The 25964-nt window shown below is 52.6% G+C and carries 18 protein-coding genes, 2 tRNA genes and 3 rRNA genes; 11 read left to right on the top strand and 12 right to left on the bottom strand.

The window, feature by feature from the left end; translation table 11 throughout:
- Positions 1–31 precede the first annotated feature (31 nt).
- Positions 32–598 carry an elongation factor P gene (gene efp / locus GNG26_RS01710; RefSeq protein WP_103822981.1) on the bottom strand — a complete coding sequence of 189 codons (567 nt, stop codon included), beginning with the start codon at positions 596–598 and terminating at the stop codon, positions 32–34.
- A 40-nt stretch (positions 599–638) separates the two neighbouring features.
- On the opposite strand from efp, the gene epmB reads away from it, so the two are divergent.
- The 4 genes from epmB (at position 639) to yjeJ (ending at position 6215) form a co-directional block, all read left to right on the top strand.
- Positions 639–1667: an EF-P beta-lysylation protein EpmB gene (gene epmB, locus GNG26_RS01705; protein WP_156237574.1), complete on the top strand. Its 1029-nt coding sequence runs from the start codon at positions 639–641 to the stop codon at positions 1665–1667.
- A 261-nt stretch (positions 1668–1928) separates the two neighbouring features.
- Positions 1929–3215, top strand: a complete 1287-nt coding sequence (locus tag GNG26_RS01700) for an HlyD family secretion protein (protein WP_114388119.1) — start codon at positions 1929–1931, stop codon at positions 3213–3215.
- Positions 3208–5334, top strand: a complete 2127-nt coding sequence (locus GNG26_RS01695) for a peptidase domain-containing ABC transporter (protein ID WP_156237572.1) — start codon at positions 3208–3210, stop codon at positions 5332–5334. Before GNG26_RS01700 ends, GNG26_RS01695 begins: the two co-directional genes overlap by 8 nt.
- Before the next feature lie 23 nt (positions 5335–5357).
- Positions 5358–6215, top strand: a complete 858-nt coding sequence (gene yjeJ / locus GNG26_RS01690; RefSeq protein WP_156237570.1) for a YjeJ family protein — start codon at positions 5358–5360, stop codon at positions 6213–6215.
- 84 nt (positions 6216–6299) lie between these two features.
- On the opposite strand, the gene GNG26_RS01685 is transcribed toward yjeJ, so the two are convergent.
- From GNG26_RS01685 to GNG26_RS01675, 3 genes are all read right to left on the bottom strand, one after another.
- The gene (locus GNG26_RS01685; protein WP_103822976.1) at positions 6300–6653 is read right to left on the bottom strand and encodes a DUF4156 domain-containing protein; all 354 of its coding nucleotides are present in this window, start codon (positions 6651–6653) and stop codon (positions 6300–6302) included.
- 137 nt (positions 6654–6790) lie between these two features.
- Positions 6791–8437, bottom strand: a complete 1647-nt coding sequence (gene groL, locus GNG26_RS01680; RefSeq protein WP_103822975.1) for a chaperonin GroEL — start codon at positions 8435–8437, stop codon at positions 6791–6793.
- Positions 8438–8481: 44 nt separating this feature from the next.
- Positions 8482–8775 carry a co-chaperone GroES gene (locus GNG26_RS01675; protein ID WP_032616151.1) on the bottom strand — a complete coding sequence of 98 codons (294 nt, stop codon included), beginning with the start codon at positions 8773–8775 and terminating at the stop codon, positions 8482–8484.
- A gap of 177 nt (positions 8776–8952) precedes the next feature.
- On the opposite strand from GNG26_RS01675, the gene yjeH reads away from it, so the two are divergent.
- Positions 8953–10191 (top strand): L-methionine/branched-chain amino acid transporter, encoded by a 1239-nt coding sequence (gene yjeH / locus GNG26_RS01670; protein ID WP_156237568.1) that lies wholly within the window; start codon positions 8953–8955, stop codon positions 10189–10191.
- 77 nt (positions 10192–10268) lie between these two features.
- On the opposite strand, the gene GNG26_RS01665 is transcribed toward yjeH, so the two are convergent.
- Positions 10269–10739, bottom strand: a complete 471-nt coding sequence (locus tag GNG26_RS01665) for an FxsA family protein (RefSeq protein WP_156237566.1) — start codon at positions 10737–10739, stop codon at positions 10269–10271.
- 335 nt (positions 10740–11074) lie between these two features.
- Here GNG26_RS01665 and aspA point away from each other — a divergent pair, with 335 nt between their 5' ends.
- The 5 genes from aspA (at position 11075) to GNG26_RS01640 (ending at position 16665) form a co-directional block, all read left to right on the top strand.
- Positions 11075–12511: an aspartate ammonia-lyase gene (gene aspA / locus GNG26_RS01660; protein ID WP_103822972.1), complete on the top strand. Its 1437-nt coding sequence runs from the start codon at positions 11075–11077 to the stop codon at positions 12509–12511.
- Between the two features lie 114 nt (positions 12512–12625).
- Complete coding sequence (locus tag GNG26_RS01655; protein ID WP_103791334.1) at positions 12626–13927, top strand: anaerobic C4-dicarboxylate transporter; 1302 nt, start codon at positions 12626–12628, stop codon at positions 13925–13927.
- A 112-nt stretch (positions 13928–14039) separates the two neighbouring features.
- On the top strand, positions 14040–14363 hold the full coding sequence (gene cutA, locus GNG26_RS01650) for a divalent cation tolerance protein CutA (protein ID WP_103822971.1): 324 nt from the start codon (positions 14040–14042) through the stop codon (positions 14361–14363).
- Positions 14339–16042 carry a protein-disulfide reductase DsbD gene (locus tag GNG26_RS01645; RefSeq protein ID WP_156237564.1) on the top strand — a complete coding sequence of 568 codons (1704 nt, stop codon included), beginning with the start codon at positions 14339–14341 and terminating at the stop codon, positions 16040–16042. The genes cutA and GNG26_RS01645 overlap by 25 nt, the downstream gene beginning before the upstream one ends.
- A gap of 47 nt (positions 16043–16089) precedes the next feature.
- Positions 16090–16665, top strand: coding sequence for a transcriptional regulator (locus GNG26_RS01640; RefSeq protein ID WP_156237562.1), 576 nt, complete (start codon positions 16090–16092; stop codon positions 16663–16665).
- On the opposite strand, the gene GNG26_RS01635 is transcribed toward GNG26_RS01640, so the two are convergent.
- Positions 16662–17252, bottom strand: a complete 591-nt coding sequence (locus tag GNG26_RS01635; protein ID WP_156237560.1) for a LysE family translocator — start codon at positions 17250–17252, stop codon at positions 16662–16664. The two genes, GNG26_RS01640 and GNG26_RS01635, sit on opposite strands and share 4 nt — an antisense overlap.
- Positions 17253–17288: 36 nt before the next feature.
- Entirely contained in the window at positions 17289–18131 is an 843-nt protein-coding gene (locus GNG26_RS01630) for an AraC family transcriptional regulator (RefSeq protein WP_103822967.1), read from the bottom strand.
- A gap of 172 nt (positions 18132–18303) precedes the next feature.
- Here GNG26_RS01630 and GNG26_RS01625 point away from each other — a divergent pair.
- A tRNA-Phe gene (locus GNG26_RS01625) sits at positions 18304–18379 on the top strand.
- Positions 18380–18914: 535 nt separating this feature from the next.
- Here the strand turns inward: GNG26_RS01625 and rrf are convergent.
- The 5 genes from rrf to GNG26_RS01595 all read right to left on the bottom strand — a co-directional run bounded on the left by rrf (position 18915) and on the right by GNG26_RS01595 (position 25812).
- Positions 18915–19030: ribosomal RNA gene (rrf, locus tag GNG26_RS01615) — 5S ribosomal RNA — on the bottom strand.
- Between the two features lie 64 nt (positions 19031–19094).
- Positions 19095–21999 (bottom strand): 23S ribosomal RNA (locus GNG26_RS01610).
- A 181-nt stretch (positions 22000–22180) separates the two neighbouring features.
- Positions 22181–22256: transfer RNA gene (locus GNG26_RS01605), tRNA-Glu, on the bottom strand.
- Positions 22257–22341: 85 nt separating this feature from the next.
- Positions 22342–23881, bottom strand: a 16S ribosomal RNA gene (locus tag GNG26_RS01600).
- The 16S, 23S and 5S rRNA genes sit together here with 1 tRNA gene alongside, the layout of an rRNA operon.
- Before the next feature lie 506 nt (positions 23882–24387).
- Positions 24388–25812, bottom strand: coding sequence for a DUF4832 domain-containing protein (locus GNG26_RS01595; protein WP_156237558.1), 1425 nt, complete (start codon positions 25810–25812; stop codon positions 24388–24390).
- Positions 25813–25964 lie beyond the last annotated feature (152 nt).

The raw sequence follows: 25964 nt of genomic DNA, 5'->3' as shown, positions 1-25964 counted from the left end.
CAGACCGCTGCGCCCAGCATCCCGGAATGAATTACTTCACGCGAGAAACGTATTCACCAGAGCGAGTGTCAACTTTGATCACTTCGCCAGTCTGGACGAACAGTGGAACTTTAACCACAGCGCCGGTAGACAGCTTAGCTGGCTTGCCGCCAGTACCTGCGGTGTCACCCTTCAGACCTGGATCGGTTTCAACGATTTCCAGCTCAACGAAGTTTGGTGGGGTCACAGCGATAGGCTGACCGTTCCACAGGGTCACGATGCACTCAGCCTGATCCAGCAGCCATTTAGCGCTGTCACCGACAGCTTTCTCATCAGCAGAGAGCTGTTCGAAAGTAGAGTTGTTCATGAAGTGATAGAATTCACCGTCGTTGTACAGGTAGGTGAGGTTCATATCAACAACGTCTGCGCCTTCAGCAGAGTCGGTGGATTTGAAGGTTTTCTCGATACGGGTACCGGTCAGCAGGCGGCGCAGCTTAACGCGTGCGAATGCCTGGCCTTTACCTGGTTTCACGAATTCACTGGCTTCAACCGCGTACGGTTCGCCATCCATCATGATTTTAAGACCGGCACGAAAATCGTTGCTATAGTAAGTCGCCATAAGGCCCTCTGAAATTGTTAACTGGTAGCTAAGCCACAAAATGGCGCATATTGTAACCCTAAACACCCCATCCAGAGAAGATTGGTTATTGCAACTTGCCGATGTAATCACCAGTCCTGATGAACTGCTACGTCTTTTAAATGTAGACGCTAACGAAAAACTCCTTGCCGGACGGGAAGCGAAGCGCCTGTTTGCGCTGCGTGTTCCTCGCGCTTTTGTTGCACGCATGGAAAAAGGCAACCCTGGCGATCCGCTCTTAAAACAGGTGCTTACTGCGCAGGATGAGTTTATCACCGCCCCCGGTTTTAGCACCGATCCCCTTGAAGAGCAGAACAGCGTGGTGCCCGGTTTGCTGCACAAGTACCGTAATCGCGCACTATTGCTGGTTAAGGGCGGTTGCGCGGTAAATTGCCGGTACTGTTTCCGTCGCCACTTCCCCTATGCCGATAACCAGGGGAACAAGCGTAACTGGCAGACGGCGCTTGATTACATCGTCTCTCATCCGGAACTGGATGAGATCATCTTCTCCGGCGGCGACCCTTTGATGGCGAAGGATCACGAGCTGGACTGGTTAATTACACAACTGGAAGCGATCCCGCACATTAAACGGCTACGCATTCATAGTCGTTTACCGATTGTTATCCCGGCACGTATTACCGATGAGCTGACTCACCGGCTGGGGCGCTCCTCACTCCAGATCCTGTTAGTGAACCATATCAACCATGCCAACGAGATTGACGATGCGTTTCGGGATGCCATGTCCAGGTTGCGTCGGGCAGGCGTGACATTACTCAATCAAAGCGTTCTGCTGCGTGGCGTGAATAACAGTGCTGCGACGTTAGCCGATCTGAGTAATGCTCTGTTTGATGCCGGGGTGATGCCCTATTACATCCATGTGCTGGATAAAGTGCAGGGTGCTGCGCACTTTATGGTCGATGATGAGGAAGCGCGCGCCATAATGCGTGAATTGCTTACCCTGGTGTCAGGTTATATGGTGCCTAAACTGGCGCGTGAGATTGGCGGTGAACCGAGCAAGACGCCGCTGGATCTGGGATTAAAGCAGCATTAATTAAATTGCCTGTTTCACAGGAAGCAGGCAAATTCGATTTTAATTTTTGAGCTATGCCCGTCGTAATATAGATACATATTAATGTTAGTAGATTAGGTAAATATAAATACTACGAATAATTCTTGTTATTATAACAGAAAATACAGAAGATTATCTGTATGTTTTCTTATAAACTATTGTATTCAATTTCACTTTACTTTTGTTTAACATCATGCAGAATCCTCTGCCGGGACCGTCCACGCTAATAACAAGTGAAAATACATGGGAAATAGTTTGTATCGCAAGGAAGCGATTGAATATAAGAAAAATCACTGGAAAGGAAAAGCATTATTGTTGGCAGGAATGCCTGCATGGCTTATAAGCCTGCTGGCCTTTGCATTTTTAGTCATACTGATCTCAACGCTCACTTTTTGCAGCTATACCCAGCGTATTGACGTCCGCGGAGAAGTGATTACGCATCCTCACTCAATAAACGTTTACGCTCCCCAACAAGGATTTGTCGTTAAAAAGCATGTGGAAGCCGGAGACATTGTCGCTAAAGGCACACCGCTTTACGAACTGGATGTTTCACGTACGACGGTTATTGGCAATGTAACCGATGCGATGAATGCCGCCATCTCAGAAAAAATCCTTAATGCCGAAGAGATCATTAATAAGACCTTAATTAATAAAAAAGAGACGCTCGAAGCCCTTGATACCCAAGTTAAGCAATATGAGAGCTCGCTCAAAGAGACGAAAGTGATGCTTGCCAACGCTGGCACAGGCCTGAAAAAGATGAAGGATAACCTGTCCAGCTATGACTCCTATCTTAAGCAAGGGTTGATTACCAAAGATCAATATAACTACCAGCACTCTCTCTATTTTCAGCAACAGGGTACCTATCAATCCCTTATTAGCCAGAAAATGCATCTCGAATCGCAACTCACCCAATTAAAGAGTGATATTGTGATTAAAGCTGCCGATTTTGATAATCAGATCTCCAGTCAAAAAAACCAGATAAATGATTTCAAAAATCAAGCCGTGGAATCAAACGCCAACGGTAATGCGGTTATTAAAGCCACAGCAGCAGGCAAGATTGAATCCGTAGCCGTAACGGTGGGTCAGATGGTTGATAAAGGCAGTAGCCTTGCACAAATTAAACCCACCGGAAATATCGAGTATTATTTAATACTGTGGTTGCCTAATAACAGTATCCCCTACGTCAAACCCGGGGATACGGTTAATATTCGCTATGATGCATTTCCTTCCGATAAGTTTGGTCAGTTTCCGGGAGAAATTATGTCTATCTCCTCTGTACCCGCTTCTCGTCAGGAAATGGCTGAGTACACTAACGTTACAACAGGGGCCAATCAACAGGAGTTCGCGCTTTATAAAGCAATAGTAAAAATAAAACATACGAGCTTCATCTACAACGGAAAGAAACTTGAATTGTCCAATGGCTTAAAAGCACAGGCGATTGTTTTCCTTGAAGAGCGTCCGCTTTACATGTGGATGTTTACTCCATTTTATAAAATTGCCCAGAGCGTAAGTGGACCAATCAATGACTAAGGCCTTATTTAAAACGATTACAGAACAGCTGAACTTTTCTTTGCGAAATAAAACCCCCGTTATTTTGCAGGCAGAAGCGTCAGAATGCGGTATCGCATGCCTGGCAATGGTCGCCGGTTTTTATGGCCTGAATATCGATTTGTTTAATTTTCGCCAGCGCTTCGGCAGCCCGAGCCAGGGCACGACGCTGCTATCCTTAAGCCACACAGCGGAACGTGCAGGTCTGAAAAACCGTGCGCTTTCCCTCGATCTGGATGAAATTCGGCAACTGAAGTTACCCTGTATTCTCCACTGGGGAATGAATCACTTTGTCGTTTTGACGCAAGTAAAAAAATCGAGTTTCGTTGTTCACGATCCCGCGCTGGGCAAACGCGTCATCGGCATGCAGGAGATGTCCAACTATTTTACCGGCGTGGCCCTCGAACTGTGGCCCGATCACTCTTTCCGGCAAGAAAAAGCGAAAACGCAATTACGCTTGCTGGATTTGATGAGAAATATTGTTGGTCTCAAAAGCACCTTACTTAAGCTGTTTGCCTTTTCTGTTGTTATTGAAGCTATCGGTCTTTTATTACCTGTCGGTACACAACTGGTTACCGACCATGTGATTATGGCGCATGACCAGAGCTTATTATCCGTCATTTGTATTGGACTGGTATCCTTTACGTTATTTCGTACCTTCATTAGCATGTTGCGCGCGTGGACGTCGCTCACGCTAAACACCTTAACCAATATTCAGTGGAAAACGACGCTGTTTGATCACCTCACCAGCCTGCCGCTCTCATTTTTTGAAAAGCGGCATTTGGGGGATATCCAGTCTCGATTCTCCTCGCTGGATGTGATTCGTTCTACCTTTACGAACAGTATCGTCACCGGGGTTATTGATTCAATCATGACTATCGGCCTGCTCATCATGCTTACGCTATACGGTGGCTGGCTGGTATGGGTGGTGGTAGGTTTTACAGCCTGCTATGCCATTATGCGTTTAGGCACTTATCGTTTTTATCGCCGTGTTTCTGAAGAGCAGGTCATTAAAGGGGCGCGTTCAAGTTCCCATTTCATGGAATCCCTGTACGGCATATCTACAATCAAAGCGCTTAATTTAAGAGAGAGACGCTCTAAATACTGGCTTAATATCAACGTGGATGCCTGTAACGCTGGCATTAAGCAGACCCGGTTTGACATGATGTTTAGCGGCATTAATACGTTCATATCGACCATCGATCAGGTGGTAATTTTATGGCTGGGCGCCTTGATGGTCATCGATAATAATATGACCCTCGGTATGTTTATGGCGTTTAACGCCTACCGCGGCCAATTCTCTCAGCGAGCCTCAAGCCTCGTCGATCTCTTTATGCAGGTTCGCATGTTATCTTTGCATAACGAGCGACTGTCAGAAATTGCCTTTAGCGAGCCGGAAGCGGAGATGCCTACCCGCCGCGTATTTGAAGAAAACACAGGCGTGAAACTTGAGATTAAAAATCTCAGCTATCAGTACGATCCTTTTTCACAACCTATATTTTCCCAGTTGGATCTCACCATCTCCCCCGGGGAGTCAGTCGCTTTAGTGGGCCCATCAGGTGTAGGCAAAACGACTTTACTGAAAGTTATGTGCGGTCTTCTTGCGCCGACAACGGGTGATGTCCTGGCTAACAATCTCGATATTAACAAGATTGGCCTGAATAACTATCGCCTGAGTACATACTGCGTGTTGCAGGAGGATCGCCTGTTTTCTGGCTCTATAGCTGAAAACATCAGCTGCTTTGAAGACAATGCAGATCAAGCATTTATTGAGCAATGCGCCCGTAACAGCAACATCCACAATGAAATCATGAAAATGCCGATGGGTTATGAAACGATAATCGGTGAGTTAGGATTAGGGATTTCTGGTGGGCAGAAGCAACGCATACTGATTGCCCGGGCGCTTTATCGCAAGCCAAGTATCTTATTTATGGATGAGGCGACAAGTCACCTCGACCTTGATAATGAATCATACATTAACCAGGCGATCTCGAATCTAAGCATTACACGCGTGATTGTTGCACATCGTCCTTCAACGATTGCCTCTGCAGATCGGGTTATCGATTTATCTACCCATAAAACGACCTTCCAGTCCGTTTAATCACTCAAAGGGAAAACGCCAAAATGGAAATCAAAGGCATAAATACTGTACCAATCAAACAGGGTGAACGCCTGTCCGTTATGACCTTAAAGGTAAGGGATAACACTGACAACGAGCATATACTCTTCATGCAAATGTCTACCCTGGTTGATTTCCTTACCATTCTTAATAACCGTATGTATAAGGTTTCTCAGCGCATAAAAGAACGAGGGGAAAGTTACAAAGCAGAGTTGATGACTACTATTGAATCGTTGACTAAAAATATCCCTCAAATTACTGCGCAAGAGGTTATGCAACCCGATACCGGCAAACTGGTCATGTCTATGGCACCCAAATTTGCCGATGAAGGATTCACGCTGATTATGTCACTCAATAATCAGCATGTTGTTACTCTCGATATTGGTGACTTAGAGGCTGAATTTATTATGATGGCGATCGTCAAAGCGATTGAAGCCTCTAATGATAAAGAAGCGTTCCAGATGATGGGATCGATTCTGGATTTCATCCTGCTTTATAACGTTGACTTAGCGAATGTCGATAATTTGCGCTATCTCGAGATTAAGCACGAGCCGTGGAAAGAGAGCCTTTTTGCGCATTATCTGGCGGTCTTGTATTGCTTTAATACCGAAAACGGAAAAAAAATCCTTGCCGGCACGGTAATTAAATCTAATGCTCAGCCGAACACGCCTGAAGCTGACAATATTATTCAGCGAGTGGCCTTTTTAACCCCGTCTATTAAAGAGATTCAGGGGAAATATACCCTGTGTCAGACCTTTAGCAGAATTATTCCATCACAGCCTGAAAAACCCCTGGCGAAAGCAAACTGCCTTAAAGCGCTTCAGAACTTCTGTCTTGAGACGCAGGGAACACTGTCTCAGTAAGTTGCGTCGGGCTGAAAAACAGGTTCCATTAACGGCTTGTACGGGTTGCCCTCTCCTGATGGAGAGGGATAATCCGACATTGAATCAGTTCGGGCACTTATAAACCTGGCCCTGCATTTCGCTGGCGGTCGGGACAAAACTCGACAGCAAGCCCTGGGTTGGGCTGCTCACGCCATAAATCACGTTCCCGCCCATCTCCGCTGCATGATTACGCAGAGCGTTTGCCGCGCCGCGCATTGAACCGCCCTCTTCGCCATGCTGCCCAGAAAGCCAGTTACTTTGTTTACCGGTTGCGGTACCGACCAGCTGACATTCACTGCCCGGCTTATCTTCTACAAAGCGAACGCTCTGCCCACCAGAAGAGAGTTCGTTACCGGAACTACACCCCGCCAGCAGCAACGCTGCCGCTACGATCCCTGCACCCACTTTAACGCGCATGTTATTCCTCGTTTTCAATAAGCTGGGCACGTGCTGCCCGCGTCTAAACCTTATACCTAAAAGATGACCAAAAGAAAAACCCCCGATCATTTCTGACCGGGGGTTTATTCATTTCTGCGAGGTGCAGAACAACATGATTACATCATGCCGCCCATACCACCCATGCCGCCCATACCACCAGCAGCACCTAAATCAGGCGCATCGCCTTTTGGCAGGTCAGTGACCATGCACTCGGTGGTGATCATCAGGCCAGCAACAGAGGCCGCGTACTGCAGAGCAGAACGGGTCACTTTAGTTGGGTCCAGGATACCGAAGTCGATCATGTTGCCGTACTCTTCGGTAGCGGCGTTGTAACCGTAGTTACCTTCGCCCGCTTTCACCATGTTCGCCACAACAGACGGCTCTTCACCGGCGTTGGAAACGATCTGACGCAGTGGCGCTTCCATTGCGCGCAGCGCAACTTTGATACCTACGTTCTGATCTTCGTTCTGAGCGGTCAGGCCAGCCAGTTTCGCTGCAACGCGAACCAGAGCAACACCACCACCAGCAACCACGCCTTCTTCTACCGCAGCACGGGTCGCGTGCAGGGCATCGTCAACGCGGGCTTTCTTCTCTTTCATCTCAACTTCGGTAGCGGCACCGACTTTGATAACGGCTACGCCGCCTGCCAGTTTAGCAACGCGCTCCTGCAGTTTTTCACGGTCGTAGTCAGAAGTCGCTTCTTCGATCTGCTTACGGATCTGAGCAACACGGCCCTGGATGGCATCTTCTTCACCCACGCCATCGATGATGGTGGTGGTGTCTTTGTTGATAACAACGCGTTTCGCCTGACCCAGGTCTTCCAGCGTCGCTTTTTCCAGCTCCATACCGATCTCTTCGGAGATGACGGTACCGCCAGTCAGGGTAGCGATATCCTGCAGCATCGCTTTACGGCGATCGCCGAAGCCAGGTGCTTTAACCGCTGCCACTTTCACGATGCCACGCATGGTGTTAACCACCAGCGTTGCCAGCGCTTCGCCTTCAACGTCTTCAGCGATGATAACCAGCGGCTTGCCTGCTTTCGCAACGGCTTCCAGAACTGGCAGCATTTCGCGGATGTTGGAGATTTTCTTGTCAGCCAGCAGGATGAACGGGCTTTCCAGCTCAACAGCGCCAGTTTCTGGCTTGTTGATGAAGTATGGAGAGAGGTAACCGCGGTCGAACTGCATACCTTCAACCACGTCCAGTTCGTCTTCCAGACCGGTACCGTCTTCAACGGTGATCACGCCTTCTTTACCGACTTTATCCATCGCTTCAGCGATCAGTTTACCTACGGTTTCGTCGGAGTTAGCGGAGATGGTACCAACCTGAGCAATAGCTTTAGAGTCAGAGCACGGTACGGACAGCGCTTTCAGTTCTTCAACAGCGGACGCGACAGCTTTGTCGATACCACGTTTCAGATCCATCGGGTTCATACCCGCAGCAACGGCTTTCAGACCTTCAGTGATGATAGCCTGCGCCAGTACAGTTGCGGTGGTGGTGCCGTCGCCTGCAGCGTCGTTCGCTTTAGAGGCAACTTCTTTCACCATCTGGGCACCCATGTTTTCGAACTTGTCTTCCAGCTCGATCTCACGCGCTACGGAAACACCATCTTTGGTGATGGTTGGTGCGCCGAAGGATTTATCCAGAACCACGTTACGGCCTTTCGGGCCCAGGGTCACTTTAACTGCGTCTGCCAGTACGTTTACGCCGCGCAGCATTTTCACACGAGCGTCGTTACCGAATTTTACGTCTTTAGCTGCCATTTTAATCTTTCCCTTAAATTCGTATGTTCAGTGTCGTTCGCGGATTACGCTTCAACAATTGCCAGAATGTCGCTTTCGGACATGATCAGCACTTCTTCATTGTCGATCTTCTCGGATTTCACACCGTAGCCATCGTTGAAAATGACGATGTCACCAACTTTAACGTCCAGCGGCTGCACATTTCCGTTTTCCAGAATGCGACCTTTACCGACAGCGATGATTTCGCCACGCGTTGATTTTGCTGCTGCAGAACCGGTCAGAACGATGCCGCCCGCAGATTTGGTTTCAACTTCTTTACGTTTGACGATCACACGATCATGTAACGGACGAATACTCATTGATAGCTCTCCTTTGAGAAAGTCATTATCAGTTATGGGTGACGCCGGGCCGTAAGCGGTTTTCCGGCTAGTGCCCTGAGAGATGGGGATGGGGTTTTACCCCTTCAAGGGGTAGTCGAAAAAAAATTTGTGAAAGTGTTACCATCGCCTCTCTTTTGATGGCGGCAGGACAATGGAATGAGTGGACTCAAACAGGAGCTGGGACTCGCGCAGGGTGTTGGCTTACTTTCAACCTCTTTATTAGGTACGGGGGTGTTTGCCGTACCGGCGCTGGCGGCCCTGGTGGCGGGTGATAACAGTCTGTGGGCCTGGCCGGTGCTTATTGTACTGGTCTTCCCGGTAGCGATTGTATTTGCCCTTCTCGGGCGACACTTCCCGAGCGCCGGTGGCGTGGCGCACTTTGTCGGTATGGCATTTGGCCCGCGTCTGGAGCGCGTCACCGGCTGGCTGTTTCTCTCTGTTATCCCCGTGGGTTTGCCTGCTGCCCTGCATATTGCGACGGGGTTTGGCCAGGCGCTGTTTGACTGGCATGACGCGCAGCTCTTGCTGGCTGAACTAGGTACGTTGGCCATCGTCTGGTGGGTCGGTTCACGCGGCGCCAGTTCCAGCGCCAATCTACAAACCCTGGTGGCAGTGCTGATTGTGGCGCTGATTGCCGCTATCTGGTGGGCAGGGGATCTTGAGGTGACACAGATCCCCTTCCCTGCCTTAACCGATATCGATCATTCGCAGCTCTTCGCAGCCCTTTCCGTTATGTTCTGGTGTTTTGTCGGCCTTGAAGCCTTTGCACACCTGGCCTCCGAGTTTAAACAGCCAGAACGTGATTTCCCGCGGGCGCTGATGATAGGGCTGCTGCTGGCAGGTACGGTCTACTGGGCCTGTACGGTGCTGGTGCTTCATTTCACTGCCTATGGTGCCGATATGGCTGCGGCGGCCTCGCTGCCCGCCATCGTGGTCCAGCTATTTGGCGTAAAAGCGCTGTGGGTTGCCTGCGTGATTGGTTACCTCGCCTGCTTCGCCAGTCTGAATATCTACATCCAGAGCTTTGCCCGGCTGGTGTGGTCCCAGGCGCTGTACAAACCCGAAAGCCCCCTCGCCCGCCTGTCCAGACGCCAGCTACCGCTCAACGCCCTGAACGCGGTGCTGGGCTGCTGTGTGATAAGCACGCTGGCAATCTACTGGCTGGATATCAACCTCGACGCGCTTATCGTCTATGCCAACGGCATCTTCATCATGATCTATCTGTTGTGCATGCTGGCGGGATGTCGCCTGTTGAAAGGCCGCTATAAAGCGCTGGCGATAATCGGTGGGATACTCTGCTTACTGCTGCTGGCGATGGTGGGATGGAAAAGTCTCTACGCCATTGTGATGCTGGCGGGATTGTGGCTCTTTTTACCGAAACGGAGTGCGGTGTAAACGCCGGATGGCGCTTCGCTTATCCGGCCTACAAAATCGTAGGCCCGTGCAAGCGCAGCGCCGCCGGGCTACTGACATCAACGGTCGTCTTTATGATCCAGGCGATCGTGCTGATCATCCTTACGGTGATACTCCCCGTCAAAGGTCTCGCCACCGCCCGTTCCGGCGCTGAATCCACCACCCGGCATGCGGTTAAAACGCAGATGCGGCATCAGCTTCAGCGTCAGGAGCTTTTGCACTGGCGGAACGAGCAGCAACAGGCCAAGGAAGTCGGTGAAAAAGCCGGGAATAATCAGCAGGATCCCACCAATAATCAGCGACACGCTTTTGACCATCTCCGCTGCCGGGCTCTCCCCGGCGGCCATCTTCTGCTGCATTAACAGGAAATTTTTGAAACCCTGGTTGCGCACCAGTGACATGCCAATCACCGATGTAAAAATGACCAGAATCAGGGTCAGCAGGACGCCAAACACGTGGGCGACCTGAATAAAAATAGAAATCTCTATATAAACATAAAGAAAGATTGCAGCTAACGGTATCCAGCGCACTGGCTTCTCCTGTGTGGCAGTCGCCGTTACGGCCCCTGTCGGTAACAATTTGCGATTCGCGTCTGTCAGAAATGGAGGCGTTTAGTCAAAATTCAATCGGTTTGCACGGATATTTTTTCTGGAAATATTAAAGCGGTGATTCATTTCACAGATTGATAAATATCATGTCGCCGGGTCCATAATAAGTGATCCAGGTTACGGCAATTCGCTATCATCAGCATATCATTCCGGGTATCTGGTCGATTCAGGGGATAATCGTCGGTCAGAAAATAGACATAACCACATATGTACTGTGTGTTTAGTACATCAATCGGCAGCTTGAAAAGAAGGTTCACATGTTAAACAACATTCGTATCGAAGAAGATTTGTTGGGTACCAGGGAAGTTCCAGCGGATGCCTATTATGGTATTCACACTCTGAGAGCGATTGAAAACTTCTACATCAGCAACAGCAAAATCAGCGACATCCCTGAGTTTGTGCGTGGCATGGTGATGGTGAAAAAAGCGGCAGCTATGGCAAACAAAGAGCTGCAAACCATTCCAAAAAGCATCGCCAATACCATCATCGCCGCCTGCGATGAAGTGCTGAACAACGGCAAGTGCATGGATCAATTCCCGGTAGACGTCTATCAGGGCGGCGCGGGCACGTCAGTGAACATGAATACCAATGAGGTACTGGCAAACATCGGCCTCGAGCTGATGGGCCACCAGAAAGGTGAGTACCAGTACCTGAACCCGAACGATCACGTCAATAAATGCCAGTCTACCAACGACGCCTATCCGACCGGTTTCCGTATCGCCGTATACGCTTCCATCGTGAAGCTGGTTGATGCCATTAACCAGCTGGGCGAAGGTTTCCAGAACAAGGCCGTCGAATTCCAGGACATCCTGAAAATGGGTCGTACCCAGCTGCAGGACGCGGTGCCAATGACTCTCGGTCAGGAGTTCCACGCATTTAACGTGCTGCTGAATGAAGAGACCAAAAACCTGATGCGCACCTCTGAGCTGCTGCTTGAGGTGAACCTGGGTGCAACGGCGATTGGTACGCGTCTGAATACCCCGGACGGCTATCAGCAGCTGGCGGTGCAGAAGCTGGCCGAAGTCTCCAACCTGGCGGTGGTGCCAGCAGAAGACCTGATTGAAGCCACCTCCGACTGCGGCGCCTACGTGATGGTGCACAGTGCGCTGAAACGCCTGGCGGTGAAACTCTCCAAGATCTGTAACGACCTGCGCCTGCTCTCTTCCGGGCCACGTGCCGGTCTGAACGAAATCAACCTGCCGGAATTGCAGGCGGGCTCCTCCATCATGCCAGCCAAAGTGAACCCGGTGGTGCCAGAGGTGGTTAACCAGGTGTGCTTCAAGGTCATCGGTAACGACATTACCGTTACCATGGCTTCCGAGGCGGGTCAGCTGCAGCTGAACGTTATGGAACCTGTGATTGGCCAGGCGATGTTTGAATCCATTCATATCCTGACCAACGCCTGCTACAACCTGCTGGAAAAATGCATTAACGGCATCACCGCCAACAAAGCGGTATGTGAAAGCTACGTCTATAACTCCATCGGTATCGTCACTTACCTCAACCCGTTCATCGGTCACCATAACGGCGATATCGTCGGTAAGATCTGTGCGGAAACCGGTAAGAGCGTACGAGAGGTCGTACTTGAGCGTGGCTTGCTGACAGAAGCCGAGCTGGATGATATCTTCTCCGCGCAAAACTTAATGCACCCGGCCTATAAAGCAAAAAGATATACGGATGAAAGTGAACAATAACAGTTCAGGTTAAACTTCATGAAGGCACGTCAATTGACGTGCCTTTTTTGTTTTTAGGCGTTACCAAAACACAACAATTTAATATCAACTTGTTAATAAGCAAGGTAGGAACTTATGTTCGGAGCAGAACTCGTCATCGTCCTGTTGGCGATATACTTAGGCGCAAGACTCGGGGGGATCGGCATCGGTTTCGCCGGGGGTCTCGGCGTGCTTGTCCTCACTCTCTTTCTCCAGATTAAACCAGGTGCTATCCCGTTTGACGTTATTGAAATCATCATGGCGGTTATCGCCGCTATCGCAGCCATGCAGGTTGCAGGCGGTATGGACTATCTGGTGAGTCTGGCGGAGCGTATGCTGCGCCGTCATCCAAAATACATTACCTTCCTTGCTCCGCTGGTTACCTGGTTTATGACCATTCTGGCCGGTACCGGCCATACCGCATTCTCCACCCTGCCGGTGATCACCGAAGTGGCGAAAGAGCAGGGCATCCGCCCCTCCCGTCCGCTCTCTATTGCCGTTGTCGCATCGCAGATTGCCATCACCGCCTCGCCCATCTCGGCGGCAGTGGTGTTCTTTGCCGGTATCCTTGAGCCGCTGGGCGTGAGCTACCTGACGCTGCTGGCGATCTGTATTCCGGTGACTCTGATTGCCGTGATGATCACCGCGGTGTTCTGTAACTTCCTCGGCGCCGAGCTGAAAGACGATCCGGTCTATCAGGAGCGTCTGGCAAAAGGCGAAGTGAAGCTGCGCGGCAGCCAGGCGTTTATCCTGAAGCCACACGCTAAGCGCTCCGTGCTGCTGTTCCTGATCGGCATTGTCGCGGTGATGTTCTACGCCACCGCCATCAGCGATACCGTTGGGTTGATCAAGAACCCGGTCCTGCCGCGTAACGAAGCGATCGTGGTGTTTATGCTGACCATCGCCACGCTGATTAGCATTACCTGTAAAATCGACACCAGCGAAGTGCTCAACGCCAGCACCTTCAAATCCGGTATGAGCGCCTGCGTGTGTGTACTGGGCGTGGCCTGGCTGGGCGATACCTTTGTAAAAGCGCACATTACCGATATCCAGACCGTGGCGGGCGACCTGCTGCATAACTACCCGTGGTTGCTGGCGGTGGTGCTGTTCTTTGCCGCGACCCTGCTCTACTCTCAGGCGGCCACCACCAAGGCGCTGATGCCAGCCGCACTGATGCTGGGCGTCTCACCGCTCACCGCCATTGCCTCTTTCGCTGCCGTCTCCGCGCTGTTTGTGCTGCCAACCTACCCGACCCTGCTGGCCGCGGTCGAGATGGATGACACCGGCTCAACCCGCATCGGTAAATACGTCTTCAACCACGCCTTCCTGATCCCGGGTGTGATCGCCATTACCCTGTGCGTGATCCTCGGCTTCATCATCGGCGGGATTGTGCTGTAAATCCTTTTTGGTTGTAAAAAGAGTTAAAGTCGGGCCGCTTAGCGGCCCGATTCATTAATGAGCAGCGTCCCGTCGTGGTATAGTGATTTTTTTGCGATAACGAGGTCGACCTGTGAACACGCCTGACACTGTTGTTGTACTCTGTACCGCCCCCGATGAAGCTACCGCTCAGGATTTGGCTGCCAAAGTCCTGGCAGATAAGCTCGCCGCCTGCGTGACCATCCTCCCCGGCGCCACCTCCCTTTACTACTGGGAAGGCAAACTGGAACAGGAGTATGAAGTGCAGATGCTGCTCAAATCGAGCGTGGCGAAACAGCAAGCGCTCCTCGACTGCCTCAAATTGCATCACCCTTACCAGACTCCGGAGCTGCTGGTGCTGCCAGTGCTCCACGGCGATAACGACTATCTCTCATGGCTCAACGCTTCCTTACGCTAATCCTGCTGCTGTGCAGCACATCCGTCTTTGCCGGGTTGTTTGATGCACCCGGCCGCTCGAACTTCACCCCTGCCGATCAGGCTTTCGTCTTCGATTTTCAGCAAAACCAGCATGAACTAAATCTCAACTGGAATGTGAAGGAGGGCTATTACCTCTATCGCAAGCAGATCAGCATTACGCCCGCTCAGGCGCAGGTCGGCAAACTCCAGCTGCCTGCTGGCGTCGCCCACGAAGACGAATTCTACGGCAAAAGCGAAATCTACCGGGGCCAGCTGTCTGTTCCCGTGACGGTGGATCAGGCCGCTAAAGGCGCCACCCTGACGGTCACTTATCAGGGCTGTGCCGACGCCGGGCTATGCTATCCGCCAGAGACGAAAGTGGTGCCGCTGAGCGAAGTCAAAGCGGCTGCTGCACTGGTTCCCGTCACTCCTGAAAAGAGAGAAACGGCCCCAGAAAAAACCGGCAGTGAACTGCCCTTCTCCGCCCTCTGGGCCTTGCTGATCGGCATTGGCATCGCCTTCACGCCGTGTGTGCTGCCCATGTACCCGCTCATCTCCGGCATCGTGCTCGGCGGTAAGCAGCGCCTCTCTACCACCCGCGCGCTGTTGCTGGCGTTTATCTACGTGCAGGGGATGGCGCTCACCTATACCGCCCTCGGTCTGGTGGTCGCGGCGGCCGGGCTCCAGTTTCAGGCGGCGCTCCAGCATCCATGGGTGCTGATCGGACTGTCGATCGTCTTTGTCCTTCTGGCGCTTTCAATGTTTGGTCTCTTCAGCCTGCAGTTGCCTTCCTCCCTGCAAACCCGCTTAACGCTGATGAGCAACCGTCAGCAGGGCGGCTCCGTGGGGGGCGTGTTTGCCATGGGCGCCATCGCCGGGCTGATCTGCTCGCCCTGCACCACGGCGCCACTCAGCGCGATCCTGCTCTACATCGCCCAGAGCGGCAATATGTGGCTCGGCGGTGGCACGCTCTATCTTTACGCGCTGGGAATGGGTCTGCCGCTGATTCTGGTGACGGTGTTCGGTAACCGTCTGCTGCCGAAAAGTGGCCCGTGGATGGAGACGGTCAAAACCGCGTTTGGCTTTGTCATCCTGGCCCTGCCGGTCTTCCTGCTCGAGCGCGTGATCGGTGATGTCTGGGGCCTGCGTCTGTGGGCGATGCTGGGCGTGGCCTTCTTTAGCTGGGCCTTTATCAGCAGCCTCAGTGCCCGCAAGCCCTGGGTCCGCATTGTGCAAATCCTGCTGCTGGCCGCCGCGCTGGTCAGCGTGCGTCCGCTACAGGACTGGGCATTTGGCGCACCGGCCGCGCAAAGCCAGGCCCACCTGAATTTTATGCCGGTTAAGAACGTCGATGACTTACATCGCGCGCTGGCTCAGGCGCAAGGTAAGCCGGTGATGCTCGACCTCTACGCCGACTGGTGCGTCGCCTGCAAGGAGTTTGAAAAATACACCTTCAGCGACCCGCAGGTACAAAACGCTCTGACTGATACCGTTCTTTTGCAGGCTAACGTCACGGCAAACAATCCAGAGGACAAGGCTCTGTTGAAGGCGCTGAACGTGCTCGGTCTGCCCACCATCCTGTTTTTCAACGCTCAGGGTAAGGAGCAGCCCGCTCAACGGGTAACGGGCTTTATGAATGCCGCCGCGTTCAGTGCGCATTTGCGCAATCGCCAACCGTAAACGACACTTTAAGCGGGAAAGTACGAAAGTAGACGGAGGAATAAACCGTGCAACGTGAAGATGTTCTGGGCGCAACCCTGCAGTTGCTTGAAATACAAGGGATAGCCAGCACCTCGCTGGAAAGGGTCGCTGAACGTGTTAATTATCCTCTGGATGAACTACGTCGTTTCTGGCCCGATAAAGAGGCGCTGCTGTACGATGCCCTGCGCTACCTGAGCCAGCAGGTGGATACCTGGCGCAGGCAACTGATGCTTAACACCGAGCTCTCGGCGGAGCAAAAACTCATGGCGCGCTATTCCGCGCTCACCGAATGCGTGCGTAATCACCGCTATCCGGGCTGCCTGTTTATTGCCGCCTGCACCTTTTACCCGGATCCCGACCATCCGATCCATCAACTGGCCGATCAGCAAAAACGCGCCTCTCATGACTTTACGCATGAACTGCTGACCACCCTTGAAGTGGACGACCCGGCGATGGTGGCCAAGCAGATGGATCTGATCATAGAAGGCTGTCTTAGCCGGATGCTGGTGAATCGAAGCCAGGCCGATGTCGATACTGCCCAGCGGCTGGCGGAAGATATTCTGCATTTCGCGCAATGTCGTAAAGGTGGGGCGCTGACTTAAGCCAGCATCCCCGCCCAGGCGGAAATAAAGAGACAGAGCGCCATCAGGCGCTGAAAACGCACCATGGCGGCAGGGGTGCGAAACAGCCTGTTTACCGCCTGCCCTAGCCATGCCCAGCCCAGCAGGCAGGCCACCGAAATCAGTAAAAAGCAGAGCGCCATCAGCGCGATCTCCCGCAATGCCCCCTCTCCCGCCGGTGCAAACAGGCTGACAACCGCCAACGCCATCATCCAGGTTTTGGGATTGATAATCTGCAATAGCGCTGCGGCACGCGCGGTGAAGCGGGTATAGTTATCCCCGGATAAATTGGCCGCAGGCGCGCAAAAAAGCTGCCAGCTCATCCAGCTTAACCACAATACCCCGGCCCAGCTCATTACCTGGCGCACCAGCGGATACTGCCGCAGCATCTCGCCCGCTCCGGCTCCCGAAATCAGCACAATGGCGCTGGCTGCCGCGCAGGCGCTCACCAGCGCAGGCAGGGTCGCCTTCACGCCGTAATGCTGGCTATTGGTCAGAATAAGGATATTGGTGGGGCCTGGGGTTATCGAGGCGACAAAAGCAAACAACAGAAACGGCAACATATTCACAGGTGGCTCCTTTTTATAAGAGCCCTGACATTGCCGTTATTTTCTAGAAACGTCTGGAAGGTTTGTGCACAACCTCCGGTAGTGGGCAGGCGTAATGCGATAGGCGCGCTGGAACCAGCGCCCTAGATGGCTTTGATCGGCAAACCCCAGCGCTGCCGCTACATCGACGGGCTGATCCCCACGCGCCAGAAACTGCCGTGCTTTTGCCAGCCGCAACTGAATCAGCCACGCATGAGGGGCCAGGTGAAACTCACGCTTAAAGCAGCGGGTGAGCGTGAAGCGATCGGTGCCCGTCTCCCGGGCCAGATCGGAGAGGCCAATATTGTCGCCCAGGTGGGCATAGAGATAGTCCCGCGCCCGGTGCGCCACCGCCGCGCTCTGCAACTGTGAGGGCAATTTTCTGCGCCAGTGGCAATGGGAGGTCAGTTGAGAGAGCAGATTATCCATCGTGCTTTGCTGGACGATCTTCATCTCGTCAGTGTGCAGCGTCGCAAAGGTGTCGCCAATGGCGCGTACCAGTTGCGGCTCGCGGGTCAGGGTCTGCGTGAAATGCAGCGAATAGCTGCCGGGCGTCGAGTCATACAGGCCATGCAGGGTCTGGGTCAACCAGCGCTCATCAAGATAGAACGTCAGATAGGTGAAGCCCCCCGCAACAGGGGCATCACCGTCGTGGATCTCACCCGGCTCAAGCAGAAACGCATCACCCGGATGGCTACGATGACGTTCACGACGGCAATGAAACTGCTGGGTACCGCTGAGGGTGATGCCAACCAGATAACTGTCGTGCCAGTGAGGATCAAAGGCATGCCCTTCAAAGTGCGCCTTGATCGTTTCTATTCCCGTATCTGCATGCTGTCGCAGCTCAAGCCAGTCTTTCACTGTCGCGCCCCCTTTTTGGCTGTCAGCATTGCCCGAGATGACCTTTCTGTCTGGAAGATTTGTGCAAAATCGACGCACAAACTGACAGATTGCCGCAAACTTAAGCAGTTGAACAGCAATTCCCGAAATAAGGTTGACGATTGTACGTGATTACGGTTTAATGCGCCTCGTTGCCCGGATAGCTCAGTCGGTAGAGCAGGGGATTGAAAATCCCCGTGTCCTTGGTTCGATTCCGAGTCCGGGCACCACTATTTAAAGAACCCGCCCAAAAGGCGGGTTTTTGCTTTCTGAGAGCCGGACTCTTCATCGAACGATGTTCGATTATTCGCCGCAAGCGGCTCACCCCTCCGGGGCCAGCGCGACAAGCGCGCTGTTCAACGCCTGCGGCGTTAGTCCGAGTCCGGGCACCACTATTTAAAGAACCCGCCCAAAAGGCGGGTTTTTGCTTTTCAGGGTTCTGTCAGCTCCCCCTCCTTCAAGCCTGCTTATCGCCTATTGCATCTCTCACGTAACGTTCATCGGCGTGCCGCAGACAGCGGTTCACCCCACCGACATCTTTGAGTACAACATTGCTTAAAAAGGGCCTCGTAACGCGACTCAGTGCGCCAGACATGCATCCATCAAAAGATCGACTGCTGGTACATGCGCGATCCTGTTGAAAAGGGGAAATAAACGAAGGAAGAAATACATTCAGGCCGGGTAAGGCGAAGCCGCCACCCGGCTTTTCCGGTGCCCCAACGCAAAAAGCCCATCCGTGAGGATGGGCTTTCGGCTTTAATTGATGCCTGGCAGTTCCCTACTCTCGCATGGGGAGACCCCACACTACCATCGGCGCTACGGCGTTTCACTTCTGAGTTCGGCATGGGGTCAGGTGGGACCACCGCGCTACAGCCGCCAGGCAAATTCTGTAATCTGTATCAGCTGAAAATCTTCTCAAACCCACCGAAACAGCTTCGGCGTTGTAAGGTTAAGCCTCACGGTTCATTAGTACCGGTTAGCTCAACGCATCGCTGCGCTTACACACCCGGCCTATCAACGTCGTCGTCTTCAACGTTCCTTCAGGACCCTCAAAGGGTCAGGGAGAACTCATCTCGGGGCAAGTTTCGTGCTTAGATGCTTTCAGCACTTATCTCTTCCGCATTTAGCTACCGGGCAGTGCCATTGGCATGACAACCCGAACACCAGTGATGCGTCCACTCCGGTCCTCTCGTACTAGGAGCAGCCCCCCTCAATTCTCCAGCGCCCACGGCAGATAGGGACCGAACTGTCTCACGACGTTCTAAACCCAGCTCGCGTACCACTTTAAATGGCGAACAGCCATACCCTTGGGACCTACTTCAGCCCCAGGATGTGATGAGCCGACATCGAGGTGCCAAACACCGCCGTCGATATGAACTCTTGGGCGGTATCAGCCTGTTATCCCCGGAGTACCTTTTATCCGTTGAGCGATGGCCCTTCCATACAGAACCACCGGATCACTATGACCTGCTTTCGCACCTGCTCGAGCCGTCACTCTCGCAGTCAAGCCAGCTTATGCCATTGCACTAACCTCCTGATGTCCGACCAGGATTAGCTGACCTTCGTGCTCCTCCGTTACTCTTTAGGAGGAGACCGCCCCAGTCAAACTACCCACCAGACACTGTCCGCAACCCGGGTAACGGGTCCACGTTAGAACACCAGCCATTAAAGGGTGGTATTTCAAGGACGGCTCCATGCAGACTGGCGTCCACACTTCAAAGCCTCCCACCTATCCTACACATCAAGGACCAGTGTTCAGTGTCAAGCTATAGTAAAGGTTCACGGGGTCTTTCCGTCTTGCCGCGGGTACACTGCATCTTCACAGCGATTTCAATTTCACTGAGTCTCGGGTGGAGACAGCCTGGCCATCATTACGCCATTCGTGCAGGTCGGAACTTACCCGACAAGGAATTTCGCTACCTTAGGACCGTTATAGTTACGGCCGCCGTTTACCGGGGCTTCGATCAAGAGCTTCGCCTTACAGCTAACCCCATCAATTAACCTTCCGGCACCGGGCAGGCGTCACACCGTATACGTCCACTTTCGTGTTTGCACAGTGCTGTGTTTTTAATAAACAGTTGCAGCCAGCTGGTATCTTCGACTGATTTCAGCTCCACCCGCAGGGGCTTCACCTACATATCAGCGTGCCTTCTCCCGAAGTTACGGCACCATTTTGCCTAGTTCCTTCACCCGAGTTCTCTCAAGCGCCTTGGTATTCTCTACCTGACCACCTGTGTCGGTTTGGGGTACGATTTGATGTTACCTGATGCTTAGAGGCTTTTCCTGGAAGCAGGGCATTTGTTGCTTCAGCACCGTAGTGCCTCGTCATCACACCTCAGCGTTAATAAGGTACCGGATTTACCTGGAACCTCCGCCTACATGCTTAAACCGGGACAACCGTCGCCCGGCCAACATAGCCTTCTCCGTCCCCCTTCGCAGTAACACCGAGTACAGGAATATTAACCTGTTTCCCATCGACTACGCCTTTCGGCCTCGCCTTAGGGGTCGACTCACCCTGCCCCGATTAACGTTGGACAGGAACCCTTGGTCTTCCGGCGAGCGGGCTTTTCACCCGCTTTATCGTTACTTATGTCAGCATTCGCACTTCTGATACCTCCAGCATGCCTCACAGCACACCTTCGCAGGCTTACAGAACGCTCCCCTACCCAACAACACATAGTGTCGCTGCCGCAGCTTCGGTGCATGGTTTAGCCCCGTTACATCTTCCGCGCAGGCCGACTCGACCAGTGAGCTATTACGCTTTCTTTAAATGATGGCTGCTTCTAAGCCAACATCCTGGCTGTCTGTGCCTTCCCACATCGTTTCCCACTTAACCATGACTTTGGGACCTTAGCTGGCGGTCTGGGTTGTTTCCCTCTTCACGACGGACGTTAGCACCCGCCGTGTGTCTCCCGTGATAACATTCCTCGGTATTCGCAGTTTGCATCGGGTTGGTAAGCCGGGATGGCCCCCTAGCCGAAACAGTGCTCTACCCCCGAGGATGAATTCACGAGGCGCTACCTAAATAGCTTTCGGGGAGAACCAGCTATCTCCCGGTTTGATTGGCCTTTCACCCCCAGCCACAGGTCATCCGCTAATTTTTCAACATTAGTCGGTTCGGTCCTCCAGTTAGTGTTACCCAACCTTCAACCTGCCCATGGCTAGATCACCGGGTTTCGGGTCTATACCCTGCAACTTAACGCCCAGTTAAGACTCGGTTTCCCTCCGGCTCCCCTATACGGTTAACCTTGCTACAGAATATAAGTCGCTGACCCATTATACAAAAGGTACGCAGTCACACCCCGAAGGATGCTCCCACTGCTTGTACGTACACGGTTTCAGGTTCTTTTTCACTCCCCTCGCCGGGGTTCTTTTCGCCTTTCCCTCACGGTACTGGTTCACTATCGGTCAGTCAGGAGTATTTAGCCTTGGAGGATGGTCCCCCCATATTCAGACAGGATACCACGTGTCCCGCCCTACTCTTCGAGTTCACAGCATGTGTGCTTTCGTGTACGGGAGTATCACCCTGTACCCTGCGACTTTCCAGACGCTTCCACTAACACACAAGCTGATTCAGACTCCGGGCTGCTCCCCGTTCGCTCGCCGCTACTGGGGGAATCTCGGTTGATTTCTTTTCCTCGGGGTACTTAGATGTTTCAGTTCCCCCGGTTCGCCTCGTTAGCCTATGTATTCAGCTAACGATAGTGTGACGAATCACACTGGGTTTCCCCATTCGGACATCGCCGGGTCAAGGGTTCATATCACCTCGCCGGCGCTTTTCGCAGATTAGCACGTCCTTCATCGCCTCTGACTGCCAGGGCATCCACCGTGTACGCTTAGTCGCTTAACCTCACAACCCGAAGCTGTTTCACTTCGTGTTGTGAAAATTTGAGAGACTCGAACACACTTGACGTGTGTCGTTTCAATTTTCAGCTTGATCCAGATTTTTAAAGAGCAAATATCTCAAACGTAACTCGATGAGTTAGTTTTGAGATATAAAGGCAGGTGACTTTCACTCACAAACCAGCAAGTGGCGTCCCCTAGGGGATTCGAACCCCTGTTACCGCCGTGAAAGGGCGGTGTCCTGGGCCTCTAGACGAAGGGGACACTGAAGTCTCAATCGCAAGACGCCTTGCTATTTACTTTTCATCAGACAATCTGTGTGAGCACTACAAAGGCAGGTTCTTTAAGGTAAGGAGGTGATCCAACCGCAGGTTCCCCTACGGTTACCTTGTTACGACTTCACCCCAGTCATGAATCACAAAGTGGTAAGCGCCCTCCCGAAGGTTAAGCTACCTACTTCTTTTGCAACCCACTCCCATGGTGTGACGGGCGGTGTGTACAAGGCCCGGGAACGTATTCACCGTAGCATTCTGATCTACGATTACTAGCGATTCCGACTTCATGGAGTCGAGTTGCAGACTCCAATCCGGACTACGACGCACTTTATGAGGTCCGCTTGCTCTCGCGAGGTCGCTTCTCTTTGTATGCGCCATTGTAGCACGTGTGTAGCCCTACTCGTAAGGGCCATGATGACTTGACGTCATCCCCACCTTCCTCCAGTTTATCACTGGCAGTCTCCTTTGAGTTCCCGGCCTAACCGCTGGCAACAAAGGATAAGGGTTGCGCTCGTTGCGGGACTTAACCCAACATTTCACAACACGAGCTGACGACAGCCATGCAGCACCTGTCTCAGAGTTCCCGAAGGCACCAAGGCATCTCTGCCAAGTTCTCTGGATGTCAAGAGTAGGTAAGGTTCTTCGCGTTGCATCGAATTAAACCACATGCTCCACCGCTTGTGCGGGCCCCCGTCAATTCATTTGAGTTTTAACCTTGCGGCCGTACTCCCCAGGCGGTCGACTTAACGCGTTAGCTCCGGAAGCCACGCCTCAAGGGCACAACCTCCAAGTCGACATCGTTTACGGCGTGGACTACCAGGGTATCTAATCCTGTTTGCTCCCCACGCTTTCGCACCTGAGCGTCAGTCTTTGTCCAGGGGGCCGCCTTCGCCACCGGTATTCCTCCAGATCTCTACGCATTTCACCGCTACACCTGGAATTCTACCCCCCTCTACAAGACTCAAGCCTGCCAGTTTCAAATGCAGTTCCCAGGTTGAGCCCGGGGATTTCACATCTGACTTAACAGACCGCCTGCGTGCGCTTTACGCCCAGTAATTCCGATTAACGCTTGCACCCTCCGTATTACCGCGGCTGCTGGCACGGAGTTAGCCGGTGCTTCTTCTGCGAGTAACGTCAATCACTGCGGTTATTAACCACAATGCCTTCCTCCTCGCTGAAAGTACTTTACAACCCGAAGGCCTTCTTCATACACGCGGCATGGCTGCATCAGGCTTGCGCCCATTGTGCAATATTCCCCACTGCTGCCTCCCGTAGGAGTCTGGACCGTGTCTCAGTTCCAGTGTGGCTGGTCATCCTCTCAGACCAGCTAGGGATCGTCGCCTAGGTGAGCCATTACCCCACCTACTAGCTAATCCCATCTGGGCACATCCGATGGCAAGAGGCCCGAAGGTCCCCCTCTTTGGTCTTGCGACGTTATGCGGTATTAGCTACCGTTTCCAGTAGTTATCCCCCTCCATCAGGCAGTTTCCCAGACATTACTCACCCGTCCGCCACTCGTCACCCGAGAGCAAGCTCTCTGTGCTACCGTTCGACTTGCATGTGTTAGGCCTGCCGCCAGCGTTCAATCTGAGCCATGATCAAACTCTTCAATTTAAGTTTGATGCTCGTGAATTAAACTTCGTAATGAATTACGTGTTCACTCAGAGACTTGGTATTCATTTATTGTCCGAGGACATTAAGAATCCATGTCACTTTGAGTGCCCACACAGATTGTCTGATAAATTGTTAAAGAGCAGTGCAACGCGGCTTTCGCTCACCGTTGCGAGGTGGCGTATATTACGCTTTCCTCTTTCAGAGTCAAGCGATTATTTTCGCTTTTCTCCTCAACCGGCCCGGCTGTTAGTGTGAAGTGATTCACATCTGCCGTGTCGATGGAGGCGCATTATAGGGAGTTCTCCGGCGCCCGCAACCCTTAAATGTCATAAAAATGACTGACTGCTGCATTCCCCAGCAAAAGCCCGCCTTATACCTGATTACACACAGACTTATCCACAAAGAGAACGATATTCTTCATCAGGAAGCCCAGGAAAGGGCTTCCTGAGCGCATCGGGAGAAGCTTTCTATATAGAAGAAGCTTTATCTATATAGAAAGAAACTGGTCAGTTAATCACGATCGACGACAGCCTGTACCAGCCATCATTGAGTTTCCCCTCGTTAGCCAGCTGAATACGCGCTTTGTTGTGTTTATCCACCAGCGCCACGTCCAGTTGATAGCGCCCCGCCGCAAGGTTACGCGGAGTAGCAAGTTGATAAGCCGAACTGTGCCTGCCTGGCAGCCACTGGCGGATGTCATCCCCGGCGCTGCCCTGGGCAACCGTGCTCCCGCCATTGTCCTGCAGCCGCCAGGCCAGGGTATAACGCAGATAAACGGGCGCCACGCCATCATTTGACCATTGGCTATTGAGCGTCAGGGCCTCTCCTGCATGCACGCTCGCCGGATGGGTCAGCGATACCACCCGGAAGCGGTAGCCTATTTTGGCCAGCGCCTTGTCGACGATATCGCGATAGACCTTCGGTATTTCGGTAGATTTAATATTCAGGGTGCTGGCATGCTGCGCCAGCGCCCAGTCAAAGGTGGCCTGTACCTCTTGGCGCGTATACTTCTGCTCGGTCAGCCATTCCGCCATATGACCGCAAATCTCCAAGCTGACAGGCGCTTTTTTCCATGCCTCGTTGAACCCCGGCCAGGCTGACTGCGCCGCCGCGATACGTTCCGGGTAATCTTTGGCCATGTGGCTCCAGGTGGGGCTGAAGTTGCGCCAGTCTCCCCAGCAGTCCGCCCGCCAGCCAGCCCCTTTTTTTGCCGCATAGGCCACGGAATCATAGCCGTTAATCAGCATGATTTTGGGTGTGTCAGGAAAAGCGCTGAAATGCATATCAACGTATTGGTTGAGCAGCGCAGGCGGATAGCGCTCCTGTAACGGCGGCAGGTTCGGGAAGTTACTGTTGTGCCACTCTCCCCATGCGCCGACCATCCCGATATCGATGAACGCCAGTTCCGGGTTATTGTTATAGCGCGCGCCAAATGCCTGCAGCAGGCGCCGGGCATAAGCCATATAGGTGGGATCGTCCAGATCGGGGGCAAAGGTTTTGTGATCCGGTGTCCAGGTGCCTTTGATCCCTTTATCGATAAGCCACTGGGGGATCTCTGAGCCAGACTCCGGCCCATCGAGGATCATAAACCGCAGACCGACATTCATGGCTGGCTGATGCGCGGCCGCAGCAGCAAACCCCTCGTCTACCAGCGCAAAATTGTACTGCCCTTCTCGCGGCTCCACTTCGCGCCAGTAATAGCGTCGATACTCAAGACCCGTCGCCGGATAGTCGGCAATGCTTAAGTCCTGATCGTGAAAACGGGCAACACCGTTTCCCGGGTTTGCCAGAGGGCCGTTAAGGGCAGGCGGATTCACCGTTTGTAACCTGTCTGCGCTCTCCGCCCAGGCGCCACCTGAAAGGAGTAGCACTGCTCCGGCGACAAGAAGTAACAACCGCTTTTTACAGCGTGGCAGTTTGTTAATGCACATTAAATACTCCTTTCCCCAGAGTGTTACGTCCAACAGAGAAGATTTTATTTCACACGATATATTCCCGGACTCACCCAATATTACTATTTCCATGCGTAAACGCTGGGCTAATGTTGATATGTTACTGCGCGGGAAGAGCGAGTGTTATGATT

The organism is Leclercia sp. J807 (assembly GCF_009734465.1).
In the GTDB taxonomy this organism is placed as follows: Bacteria; Pseudomonadota; Gammaproteobacteria; order Enterobacterales; family Enterobacteriaceae; genus Enterobacter.
This window is presented reverse-complemented; position numbering and strand designations above follow the sequence as displayed.